Origin of the sequence: Shewanella sp. Arc9-LZ, from assembly GCF_010092445.1 — a bacterium.
Lineage (GTDB): Bacteria > Pseudomonadota > Gammaproteobacteria > Enterobacterales > Shewanellaceae > Shewanella.
In genome coordinates this window covers 3414572-3426917 of record NZ_CP048031.1, presented here as the reverse complement: position 1 = coordinate 3426917, position 12346 = coordinate 3414572, and the positions used below count along the sequence as shown (strand labels likewise).

At 41.1% G+C, this 12346-nt stretch carries 11 protein-coding genes and 1 riboswitch; of the genes, 6 read left to right on the top strand and 5 right to left on the bottom strand.

Going from position 1 to position 12346, the window contains the following annotated elements; translation table 11 throughout:
* Positions 1–41: 41 nt before the first annotated feature.
* The gene (locus GUY17_RS14685; RefSeq protein WP_101086534.1) at positions 42–452 is read right to left on the bottom strand and encodes an H-NS family nucleoid-associated regulatory protein; all 411 of its coding nucleotides are present in this window, start codon (positions 450–452) and stop codon (positions 42–44) included.
* 435 nt (positions 453–887) lie between these two features.
* Here GUY17_RS14685 and GUY17_RS14680 point away from each other — a divergent pair, with 435 nt between their 5' ends.
* The 4 genes from GUY17_RS14680 (at position 888) to GUY17_RS14665 (ending at position 5558) form a co-directional block, all read left to right on the top strand.
* Entirely contained in the window at positions 888–1637 is a 750-nt protein-coding gene (locus tag GUY17_RS14680; RefSeq protein WP_059744357.1) for an electron transfer flavoprotein subunit beta/FixA family protein, read from the top strand.
* Between the two features lies 1 nt (position 1638).
* The gene (locus GUY17_RS14675) at positions 1639–2562 is read left to right on the top strand and encodes an electron transfer flavoprotein subunit alpha/FixB family protein (protein ID WP_162023568.1); all 924 of its coding nucleotides are present in this window, start codon (positions 1639–1641) and stop codon (positions 2560–2562) included.
* A gap of 402 nt (positions 2563–2964) precedes the next feature.
* Positions 2965–3181, top strand: a riboswitch (Lysine riboswitch).
* A gap of 79 nt (positions 3182–3260) precedes the next feature.
* Positions 3261–4820: a Na+/H+ antiporter NhaC family protein gene (locus GUY17_RS14670; protein WP_162024378.1), complete on the top strand. Its 1560-nt coding sequence runs from the start codon at positions 3261–3263 to the stop codon at positions 4818–4820.
* A gap of 159 nt (positions 4821–4979) precedes the next feature.
* A complete protein-coding gene (locus tag GUY17_RS14665; protein ID WP_101086537.1) occupies positions 4980–5558 on the top strand; it encodes a thymidine kinase in 579 nt (192 codons plus the stop codon).
* A 74-nt stretch (positions 5559–5632) separates the two neighbouring features.
* On the opposite strand, the gene GUY17_RS14660 is transcribed toward GUY17_RS14665, so the two are convergent.
* Positions 5633–7423 (bottom strand): acyl-CoA dehydrogenase C-terminal domain-containing protein, encoded by a 1791-nt coding sequence (locus GUY17_RS14660; protein ID WP_162023567.1) that lies wholly within the window; start codon positions 7421–7423, stop codon positions 5633–5635.
* 384 nt (positions 7424–7807) lie between these two features.
* Here GUY17_RS14660 and GUY17_RS14655 point away from each other — a divergent pair, with 384 nt between their 5' ends.
* Positions 7808–8314 (top strand): TlpA disulfide reductase family protein, encoded by a 507-nt coding sequence (locus GUY17_RS14655; RefSeq protein ID WP_254439827.1) that lies wholly within the window; start codon positions 7808–7810, stop codon positions 8312–8314.
* Between the two features lie 48 nt (positions 8315–8362).
* On the opposite strand, the gene GUY17_RS14650 is transcribed toward GUY17_RS14655, so the two are convergent.
* A complete protein-coding gene (locus GUY17_RS14650; RefSeq protein WP_101086539.1) occupies positions 8363–9553 on the bottom strand; it encodes a cation:proton antiporter in 1191 nt (396 codons plus the stop codon).
* Positions 9554–9928: 375 nt separating this feature from the next.
* Between GUY17_RS14650 and GUY17_RS14645 the strand changes: the two genes are divergently transcribed.
* Positions 9929–10810: a universal stress protein gene (locus GUY17_RS14645; RefSeq protein WP_101086540.1), complete on the top strand. Its 882-nt coding sequence runs from the start codon at positions 9929–9931 to the stop codon at positions 10808–10810.
* A gap of 139 nt (positions 10811–10949) precedes the next feature.
* Here the strand turns inward: GUY17_RS14645 and GUY17_RS14640 are convergent, their stop codons facing one another.
* Complete coding sequence (locus GUY17_RS14640) at positions 10950–11606, bottom strand: 3-oxoacid CoA-transferase subunit B (RefSeq protein WP_162023566.1); 657 nt, start codon at positions 11604–11606, stop codon at positions 10950–10952.
* A 13-nt stretch (positions 11607–11619) separates the two neighbouring features.
* Entirely contained in the window at positions 11620–12324 is a 705-nt protein-coding gene (locus GUY17_RS14635) for a CoA transferase subunit A (RefSeq protein ID WP_160056821.1), read from the bottom strand.
* Between the last annotated feature and the right edge of the window lie 22 nt (positions 12325–12346).

Genomic DNA, 12346 nt, shown 5'->3' with positions numbered 1-12346 from the left:
TTTTAAAGGATAACGGTGTGGTTAACCCTTAATCAGAATAATTATTCCATACCAGGAATTAAGAATTCGCTCATATTTTTGCCGCTATCAACTTGTTGTTTGAATACGGTAGGCATACGACCTTGGCCAGTCCATTGAATTAATTCACCATCAACAGTGATTTGATATTTTGGTGGGCGCGGTGCACGTTTAGGTTTAGCTGTTTTAACAGAAGAGGTCACATCACCTAAATCTTCAATTGATAAACCACTGTTTTCAATTTGAGCAAGAATTTCAGCAATACGAGCGTTACGCTCTGCATTAGCTTCAAGTTCTAATTTCTCTTCTTCTTGACGTTCGGTAATGATTTTTTCTAATTTCGCCGCTGTTTCACGTAAATCATCAAGAGACAATTCTTTTACTGCAGCTTTAAAACGACGGCCGTGGGTTAATATGTCTAAAAAGTCACTCATGTTGTATAGTTTCCTAATGATTTATTTATAAAATAAAAGTTATAAGAGATAAAAAGTATCAACGTTCCGTGTAAGTTTCAGTACTTCATATTGTTTATTTGGGTCGTTATTATTAATATAAGTCAGATTAATTCTCTGATTATTACTAATACAGCTTAATCAATACTGAATATAGCTGTAATAATAGAAACTATTTGGCATTGAATCAAATAAAATCATCTAATTATGCAATTAATTTTAATTAAGCATTCCCATTAAGTAATTAATGATCCACTACTTGTTTAGTTTGATTGCCACCACAATAACAAAAAATATGTAAACAGTCGTTTGACTTTGATTGACGTTAACGTTAACAGGACGTAAAGTTAACCCATCTTGCATTGGCGAACGCCAGTGTGTTGTCCATATACATTGAAGGTGTAGGAAGGAAAACCTATGAAAGTATTGGTGCCTGTTAAACGCGTAGTTGATGCCAATGTGAAAGTCAGGGTAAAAGCTGATAACACAAATGTTGATACGACCAACCTTAAAATGGCGTTAAACCCATTTTGCGAAATAGCGGTAGAAGAAGCTGTTCGCCTCAAAGAAGCTGGCATTGCCACTGAAGTTGTAGTGGTAAGTGTTGGCCCTAAAGCGGTGCAAGAACAATTAAGAACCGCAATGGCACTGGGTGCCGACCGAGCGATTCATATTGAGACCGATGAAGAGTTAGTGCCTCTTTCGATTGCTAAGCTGTTAAAGGCAGTGCAAGAAAAAGAGCAAGCACAACTCGTTATTTTTGGTAAGCAGTCAATTGACGGCGACAATAACCAAACGGGTCAAATGCTCGCAGCATTAACTGATATGCCACAAGCGACATTTGCATCAGAAGTCAAAATTGATGGTGACATGATTACGGTCACTCGTGAAATCGATGGCGGACTACAAACGCTGAAAATGCCTTTGCCTGCGATTGTGACGGTAGACTTACGTTTGAACGAACCTCGTTATGCTTCATTACCTAATATTATGAAAGCTAAACGCAAACCATTAGAGATTATGGCTGTGGCTGATCTTGGTGTGAGCTTAAGAGCACATCAAACAGTACTTAGCGTCACACCTCCTGTTGAGCGTAAAGCGGGCATCATGGTGTCTTCTGTTGAAGAGTTAGTTGATAAGTTAAAAAATGAAGCGAAGGTGATCTAATATGACCATTTTAGTATTAGCAGAACACGATAATGTCAGCCTGAAAACTGACACGGCGAAAGTAGTTAGCGCTGCAGCAGCCATTGGTGGTGATATTCATGTACTGGTTGCTGGTGCTGATTGTTCTGCTGCGGTAAGTGCAGCACAAAGTTTAGCGGGCGTGAGTAAAGTGTTAGTGGCTGATGCTGCTCAATATGGTGCTCAACTAGCTGAAAATGTATCAAAATTGGTTGTTGATATTGCCGGAGACTATGAACATATTCTGGCTGCAGCAACCAGTATAGGCAAAGATACATTGCCTCGCGTAGCAGCATTATTAGACGTTGCCCAGATTTCTGAAGTGATTGAAGTTGTAAGCAGTGACACTTTTGTACGCCCTATTTATGCGGGTAATGCGCTTGCAACAGTGCAAAGCTTAGATGCTAAGAAAGTCATGACTGTGCGCTCAAGTGCGTTTGATGTTGTAGCATCAACAGGCAGTGCTGAAGTCATCAACTTAAGCCAAGCAATTGATTCAAAAACTGAGTTTGTTTCTCAGTCACTCACTGAATCAGCCCGTCCTGAACTCGGTAATGCTGGCATTATTGTGTCTGGCGGCCGTGGTATGGGCAGCGGTGAAAACTTTGCCATTTTAGAACAACTAGCCGATAAGTTAGGCGCAGCAGTAGGTGCATCACGTGCAGCTGTAGACGCGGGCTTTGTACCTAACGACTTGCAAGTTGGCCAAACGGGTAAGATTGTCGCCCCTAACTTGTACATTGCAGTGGGTATTTCTGGCGCGATTCAACATCTTGCTGGCATGAAAGACTCAAAAGTAATTGTGGCCATTAACAAAGACCCTGAAGCCCCTATTTTTCAAGTGGCGGATTATGGTTTGGTTGCCGACTTATTTGAAGCGGTACCGGCATTGAACAACCTCGTTTAATCAGATGTTAAGTCGCTAAACGGAGGCGTTGATTAAGCTCGTGTTGTTCAGCCGACTTTGACGCGCTATTAAACGTTCTGTTGTACGATTAAAAGGTTTCTACTCATAAGGTAGAAACCTTTTTTATTGGGCTACTCTTGGATTTCTCTTGGATTTAGTACTGGTTTAGGTGTTGATTTTTAAAAATTCAGTTCAAATATCCAGGGTTTGATGCGGTTGCTGTTTTTGTGCCCATTACACTAGTGTGCATTTGATTTAAAAACGTTAAACTAATGCTATGCAATTGTGGTTTAAATTGATGTTGTTGTTATTTGTCGTGCTGTTTAGTGCTTTTTACTGGCGCAGAATATGTAATTTATGATTGTATGTTCGCGTTATGTGTAATGAGCTTTAACTACAAACAACAAAAGTAGAGGTGCGTTGCATAAAAGTCATGTTGAATTGGGTGATGCCAATAATTCGACATAAAAGGGTGCAATGCCGAAATAAATGGGGTTATCAGCCGCATTTGTTGGGGCAGTTCTCGAAAGGGACTGCACTGTCATAGTGTTTTTATCGACTTGATAAAAAGAATGATATTCATATTAAATGGATATTACTGTGGAGTGCTACTAGTTAAGTTAACGCATACACTTCCTGTGTATGTTTAGCCTTATTTCTAGTTTTTCTCCATTCGTATCCAACGAAGAAATAATTAAATTATGATAATAAGTTATGCCGATTCGGCACTTTCTGTTTTGCCACCACTTGTGGCTATTACTCTGGCTATTTTAACTCGTAAAGTATTGCTATCTTTAGGGGTTGGCATTGTTTTCGGCGCCTTATTACTAACCGATTTCTCATTGGTTGGCAGTGGCGAATATATTTTAAATACAGCCAGCCAGTTAGTTTGGAAAGACGCCGGACTGAACAGTTGGAATGTGTACATTTTAGGCTTTTTGATTGTGCTGGGTATGATCACAGCATTGATCACTGTCAGTGGTTCTGCTCGTGCTTTTGCTGATTGGGCTAAATTGCGTATTCGCAATAAACGTGATGCCAAGTTAATGACCATGTTTTTAGGCTGCGTAGTGTTTATTGATGATTACTTTAATAGTTTAGTCGTCGGCTCGATTTCACGTCCAATCACAGATCGCTACCATATTTCGCGTGCAAAATTAGCTTATATTCTTGATTCCACCGCTGCGCCGGTGTGTGTTATTTCTCCCGTATCTAGCTGGGGTGCATATATTATCGCCTTAATTGGCGGTATTTTAACGGCTCATGGATTTACAGATTCTGGTCATTTGAGCGTCTTTATTCAAATGATCCCAATGAACTTTTATGCCATTTTTTCGTTATTATTATTACTGTGTGTTGCAACGTTTAGCTTAGATGTTGGCCCAATGCGCCAGCATGAATTAAACGCACTGCGGGGTAACTTGTTTGATGAGTCAAAAGGCCAACCCCCTGGCGCTGTTACAGATTTACCTGAAGCCGATACCGGTAAAGTGATGGGCTTATTTTTACCTATCGCGGTATTGGTGTTTGCGACAGTGTATTTTATGGTGTCAAGTGGCGCCGATGTGTTAGCAGCAAAAGACTTACCGTTTAATGTACTCGGGGCATTTGAGAATACCGATGTTAGCTCGTCACTATTTTTTGGCTCTGTAATTGGTCTTATTGCAACACTCATTCTAGCGATTCAGCAAAAAGTTGATTTGTCTATGTTACTCAAAGGGATGTCGGTTGGTGCGCGCTCTATGTTGCCAGCCATTTACATATTGCTTTTTGCATGGACAATTTCGAGTGTGATTGGTCAGCTTGAAACCGGTAAATACATGGCAAGTTTAGCCACTGACAATATTCCGTTTGCGATGTTACCTGCAGTGTTATTCTTGTTAGCGGGTATTACTGCTTTTTCGACTGGTACAAGTTGGGGCACGTTTGGCATTATGTTGCCTATTGCCGCAGACATGGCGATGGGAAGTGACAGTACCATGATGTTACCAATGTTGGCTGCGGTGTTGTCTGGCGCGGTATTTGGCGACCATTGTTCGCCCATTTCTGACACCACTATATTGTCGTCAACCGGTGCCAGTTGTCATCATATTGATCACGTGGTTACTCAACTGCCGTATGCCTTAATTGCCGCTTTCATCAGTTTAGTCGGTTACACCGTATTAGGTTTTACTGGCTCATTAATCGCAGGGTTAGTTTGCTGTAGCGTGTTGTTTGTCATCAGCATTGTGATATTACACTTTTGGGCTAAGAAGTAATTTCTTGAACTAAGCCCTACTGTATGTAGGTAAATGTCCAATTTAAGCTGTAATAAAAATGCCGTATTCGTTATGAATACGGCATTTTTATTTGTTATTACGATGTTGGAAAAGGTAATATGAACGACATTCACTAGCTAAACATTAGGACGCTTCATTTTGGCGCAACTGTACTTTTATTATTCGGCGATGAATGCCGGTAAATCAACATCATTACTGCAGTCTTCTTATAATTATCGTGAGCGCGGTATGCACACTTTAGTGATGACGGCATCGATAGACAATCGTTATGGTGTCGGCAAAGTGTCATCACGTATCGGCATCGAAACCGAAGCGCAGGTGTTCGGTAGCACTGATAATTTAATTGAGTTAATTTCGACGTCGAATGATGAGCAAAAAATTCATTGCGTATTGATTGATGAAAGTCAGTTTTTAAGTAAAGAACAAGTTAGGCAGATTACTCATGTTGTTGATAATCTGGATATTCCAGTATTGTGCTACGGTCTTCGCAATGATTTTCAAGGCGAACTATTTCCAGGCAGCCAATATTTATTAGCCTGGGCTGACAAATTGGTTGAGCTTAAAACTATCTGCCATTGTGGCCGTAAAGCTAACATGGTCGTGCGTCTTGATCATGACGGTAAACCGATGCGTGAAGGCGAGCAGGTTGCCATTGGCGGTAATGAAAGTTACGAGTCGGTTTGTCGAAAGCATTTTCGTGAGTTTTTGTGGGATTAAGTCAAACCCAACTTAACTGAATAAAAAAGCCGCTTCAAGTTAATTGATGCGGCTTTTTTGTGTGTCACTATTTATTAAAAATCGGCTTCTGCGAAATCGACAATATCTGCACTACTCGATTCAATTTGTTTGCGTAAGCTGCGGGTTTGGCTGCCCCAATAGCTCATAAAGAATTGTGCGGTTTTAAGTTTAGCTTGGTAAAAACCCGTCTCTTCAGTACCCGCTTCTAATGCGGCTAATGACGTTGCTGCAACGCGAGTCCACATCCATGCTAGTGCGGTAATTCCAAACAACTGCATATAGGCCATTGACGCTGCACCAATGAGATCAGGATTCTTACTGGCTGACTGCACAATAAAACCGGTCGCTTTTTCAAGATCGCCTGCGGCATCCATTAAGCCTGCAAGATAAGGTTTCATTGCGTCATTAGCCGCGTTTTGCTGAATTAATTCCTTCACCATACCTGACCACAAAGTTAATGCTGCACCTTTGTCGGCAAGTAATTTACGGCCGACTAAATCGAGTGCTTGTACCCCATTTGTGCCCTCGTAAATCATTGCAATACGGATATCACGAACAAACTGCTCCATACCCCATTCATTAATATAACCATGGCCGCCATAGACTTGCTGGGCATCGACACAAGCTTTAAAGCCTTGGTCGGTGACAAAGCCTTTAACAATCGGTGTAAATAACGCAGCAAGTGCATTAGCTTGTTTGGCTTTTTCTGGATCGGTATGACGTTCTACTTGGTCAAGCCACAGCGCTTGTTGACCCATTAGCGCACGTGTACCTTCGTTGAACGACTTTTGTGATAACAACATACGACGCACGTCGCCGTGGACTAATAATGAGTCTGCAGCTTGCTCTGGCTGCTTAACACCACTTAATGCACGGCCTTGAATACGCTCTTTGGCATAAACGAGAGCATTTTGATAAGCAATATCTGATACGCCTAAACCTTGAATACCGACACCTAAACGTGCTTGGTTCATCATGGTAAACATGGCTTTTAGACCTTGATGTGCAGCACCAACAAGCTCACCTATTGCGCCGTCAAAATGCATCACACACGTTGAGTTACCATGAATGCCCATTTTATGCTCAAGACCTGTTGCGCTAAGCTTGTTAGCTTCGCCTAAGCTACCATCGGCATTCACTAAAAACTTAGGTACAGCAAATAATGAAATACCTTTAACACCGTCCGGTGCATCTGGTAAACGCGCTAATACTAAATGAATGATGTTGTCGGCTAAGTCGTGATCGCCCGACGAAATGAAAATTTTCTCACCGCTAATAGCAAACAGTTCATCACCAGCAGGAACCGCTTTAGTGCGCAGTAAGGCTAAATCTGTACCCGCATGAGACTCTGTTAAGTTCATGGTGCCGGTCCATTCACCACTGACCAGTTTGGCTAAATATTTTTGCTTTAGCGCATCGCTGCCGTGAACGTGAATCGCTGAATAAGCCCCATGGGTTAAGCCTGGATACATGGCAAACGCCATATTAGTGGCTGTTTTCATTTCGGTTGCAAATGTACCGATAACTTCGGGTAAACCTTGGCCACCAAATTCAGGATCGCAAGTTAACGTTGCCCAACCATCTTCTACGTATTGTTTATAAGCTTGCTTGAACCCTGTAGGGGTAATGACCTTACCATCAACCAGTTTACAACCTTCTAAGTCTCCACTGGCATTGAGTGGCAACATGATGTCAGTGCTGAAATCGGCAACACCTTGTAAAATCGCATCAGTTAGCTCAGCATCTAACTCATCAAAACCACGTAAATCAGTTTGTTGATAGACATTAAGCAGTTCAGATAGAATGAATTGATAATCGCGAAGAGGAGCTTGGTAAATTGGCATAAGATCATTCCTTGGTTATGTTGTATTTTAGTTGGGTCTCGGCAACAAAATGTAGTTAGTTACTGGTCCAATCAGATAGTTGATTTATCTAACCATACCCAATTTCGAGTAAAAACTCAGTATTATTTTTACGTAAACGTAAACTTAATTTTATACGTTTAATGTACCGATTTATTTACTCTGAAATATGCGTGTTGTTAGCCTCTTTATTAATACCGTAACCATCTATAGAAAGTTCAGTTACTGATGAACCATTTTTTTGCTCTGCAAACGAATACAGAATCATTTTTGTCCGGTCTATGAGTTATCTACAAAAATTATCTATTCAAAATTATCTATCAAAATTATCTATCAAAAGAATACGCCATCAAAAAGGGGCTAGTGATGAAATTAGTTTGGTTTGGAATAAGTATATTGGCATTGTTCTTTTTGTCTTTCATGCCGTTACACATAGCTGATGCGGCGTCGAAGATGGAAGAATCCGTTGCTCCTAACTTTGAGTTAACTCATGCTGATGGTCAGCCATTTAATCTACATGACCACGCGGGAAAACCAGTCATTTTGCATTTTTGGGCTACATGGTGTCCATATTGTAAAAAACTTCAACCCGGCTTAGAAAAGCTGCGGCTTAAATATCAACATACAGACTTACAAATGATTGGTATTAGTTTTAAAGAAGATGTCGGCGCAACTCCCGGACAAAGCTTGCTAGATCGAGGGGTAAAGATGAAAACGTTGGTTTTAGGAGATGAGGTTGCTAAGTTGTATGGCGTAAGAGGCACACCGACAACAGTATTTATTGACCGCACTGGCCATATTGCGTGGGTGACAAATACATCTAATCCTGACGATCCTAATTTAGAAAAAGCGCTGCAGTTTTTAGTAGACTGATCATTATGTTACTCAGTACTGATATTTCAGTCGAAATGACTTAAGCGGTTAATGCTGCTTACTTAACGTATATTTCAAAATAAGCGGCCCTATTAGGGTCGTTAGGGCGATAATCATAACTAATATTGCAAACTCTTTAGCTGGTATCACCCCAAGTTGACGGCCCATTTCCGCGAAAACTAGCCCAACCTCTCCACGAGGTACCATCGCGGCACCAATGATACATTTTTCTTGCCAGTTCTGACCTGCTATTAAACCTGCCACGAACTTACTTAATACAGCAATAAACGCTAACCATCCTAGAATGACTAAACCTGTAAAACTTGAATCTAGCTGGCTGAGATCGAGGCTAACTCCGACATAAACAAAAAATATCGGGCTGAATATTTGCACCAGCGGGCGAGAGGACAGTTCTAGTTTATAAGTGTAAGGAAAGGGATTTTTCAAAAATTTATTTAATGGCGAAGTAAACTGCCGCGATATACCCATGCCAACTGCAAACCCACCTAATATTGCTGGTGTGCCAAACCAGTGTGCCAGCCATGCAAACATGCTAATCAGTGACATTACCACAAACACTTCATAACCCGGGATATTCGTTTTGGGACGTAACCAGCGGGTAAAATAAATGATAGCTCTAACAAGTGGGGGGCTGAAAACGATAAAACTGGTTATCGTGATAAACAACATCAGTGTTGAGCTTAATGCCAATTCACCTGAGGAAGCAAAATGAAACAACAAACTAAGCAGTATCACTCCGACAATATCATCAATTACCGCGGCTCCAAGAATAATATGTCCAGCTGAACTTTGGGTCTGTTTGTATAGTGTTAACACGCGCATTGATATACCAATGCTGGTGGCGGTGAGGGCACAACCAAAAAATAAGGCTGTAAAAGGTGCTAGGGACAACCAATAAAGACTGGCAAGTCCTGTTGTTAATATGGGTAAAGCAATCCCTAATAATGCGACCCGAACGGCTTGACCTCCTGCATTGACGAGCCGTTTAATTGAGGTTTCGCACCCAATATCAAAAAGTAATAGGATAACCCCAAGTTCTGCGATAATAGCTAATGTGCTATTAGGTTCTACCCAATTGAGAATTGATGGCCCCAGTAATATCCCTGCAATAACTTCACCCACCACGCTTGGACACCCAAGTTGGTCGCTCAGTTCACCGAGTATTCTACCTACCACTAGAATAAAGAATAATGACATTACAAAACTATCTATTGTCATTTTGTCTGCCTTAGTTTGCGCTATATCCCTTGATTCGATTTGATCTCAGAAAGTTGATTACGATCAACTTACTGATTAATTATTAAACACAAACTTACTCTATTGACTAAACTAATGATAGCTAATAAGACATGATTTACTGTGTTTTAACGGAAGAAATATTTAGTTGGAACTTTCAATTATTTACTATTTGAGCTAGGTGAGTTGGTTATTTGGACGACTGTTTTTAACGGTGACATTTGCCTATAAAGCTCAGCTGATGGGGTTTTTAGTTCAAGTCCCCATCAATGAAGATTGTTATATAGCACAACTAATCAGGACATCACTATTTCAGTAGCTGTACATCAAAAAATTGGCAGACTTAAGGGGAAGGAAATGGATAAGGTGTTTATTATCGCGCAAATGGAACAAGCACACACCGATGCGATAGCGAGCGGTTTGCTGTTAGCTAAGCAATTGAACAAAAATGCGGAAGTTTTTGCTTATTCTTATGCTTATTTTAGTGGTCCTGAAAGTTATAACCCTCGTTTAGTCAGCGTTGCTCAAAAGCAGTTAATGGATCAACGAGAAGCTGAATTAAAGCAGCATCTAGTGGATCTTAAAGGTGAAGATATTCCGGTACACATGGTGTGGAGCAAATATTTATTTGAACATGCCTGTCATCATTCTATTCGTCATGGATTTGACCTTATGGTGAAGGCTGTACATCATGCAGACCATTATTTATCCACTGACTGGCAGTTGATACGCCATACTCGGATCCCGTTATTATTATTAACCAGTAATCCACTCACTAAAGGCAACGCAACGTTGATGGCTGTCGATCTTGCTACTCATGATCCTATTAAACAACAGCTTAATAGCGTTGTAGTGGCATATGGTAAGCAACTTGCAGAAGCTACAGGGACCAAATTACATTTAGCGTTTGTGCTTAGGGTACCCAAAATATTACGAGATATGGATTTGATTGATACCCATGCTCTTGTTAAAAAGGCATATAAAGATCATCAAAAACAGATTGCTCAATTTAATATGGATCCCGAATGTATCCACATTATTGCTGGTGAGCCTGAACTGTGCTTGTTTGAGCTAGCCTGCAGATTGAAGAGTGAATATTTTGTGATTGGTGCTCGGCAACGAGAAGGATTATTAGGACGGATTATAGGTAATACTGCTGAGTTAGTTTTAGAGCGGATGCGCAGTAACGTATTGATTATTCCAGCAGATGATCAATTGCTTGCGCCTTTAACCTGGTAGTTTTTCTGCAAATTAACGGTCACATCAAGGAACCGTTAGGTATTTTTAGTTAGTTGTCATTTTAAAAAATACAAAAAAGCCCGCATTACTGAGTATATCCAGAGTGGCGGGCTTTGTTATATTAACCATTTAAGATTAATTAAAAAGTCATTTCTGGCACATGGTCTGGTACCACTAACTTACCAGCTGTTTTTGTGACGATTTCTTCAACAGACACGCCAGGGGCTCGTTCAAGTAAATGGAATGCACCCTCTTTAATTTCCATAAAGGCCAAATCTGTCATTACACGTTTAATGCAACCATAGCCCGTTAATGGCAGTTCGCATTTTGACAATAACTTTGAATTGCCGTATTTGTCTGCATGCATCATGGTGACAATAATATTATCAGCGCCAGCGACTAAATCCATTGCGCCGCCCATGCCTTTAATCAGTTTTCCTGGGATCATCCATGAGGCAATAGAGCCGTTAACATCAACTTCAAATGCGCCTAACACGGTGAGATCTACGTGGCCGCCACGGATCATCGCAAAGCTTTCTGCTGATGAAAAGAATGACGCGCCAGCCACTGCGGTAACCGTTTGTTTGCCGGCGTTGATAAGGTCGGCATCAATGTTTTCTTCTGTCGGAAACTCGCCCATGCCGAGTAAACCGTTTTCAGATTGCAGCATCACTTGCATGCCTTGAGGAATATAGTTAGCCACAAGGGTAGGGATCCCAATACCTAAATTAACGTAAAAACCGTCTTGTAATTCTTTTGCTACGCGCTGGGCGAGTTGTTCTCTGGTCAGTGCCATGGTGTTGTCTCCCTTATTTCGCAGCTTTGACGGTACGTTGCTCAATTCGTTTCTCAAAGCTGGCTTTGATAACGCGATCAACATAAATACCGGGTGTATGAATGTGGTCTGGATCTAACTCACCAGGTTCAACAATTTCTTCAGCCTCAACCACGGTAATTTTACCTGCGGTGGCCATCATTGGATTGAAGTTAGCGGCGGTTTTTCGAAATACCAAATTACCCATGGTGTCGGCTTTCCATGCACGAACTAAGGCAAAGTCTGCCGTCAATGATTCTTCTAATACGTAGTGACGACCTTTAATTTCGCGCGTTTCTTTACCGTCAGCAATCGGCGTGCCGTAACCTGTTGCGGTGAAAAATGCCGGAATACCCGCACCGCCAGCACGAATTTTTTCAGCCAATGTGCCTTGTGGCGTGAGTATCACATTAAGCTCACCAGACAACATTTGTTGTTCAAAGGTGGCATTTTCGCCAACATAAGAGGCTATCATGGTTGAAATTTGATGTTGTTTAAGTAACAAGCCTAAACCAAAATCATCAACACCAGCATTGTTTGAAATTGCGGTTAAGCCTTTAACACCCAATTTAACCATGTGGTTTATTAAGCCTTCAGGAATACCACACAAACCAAACCCGCCGACCATAATGGTCATGTCGTCATTCAGTCCTGCCAGTGCTTCTTCATAGCTGTGGACGACTTTATTGAATCCTGCCATCTTGTTGTCCTTATCGTTATAT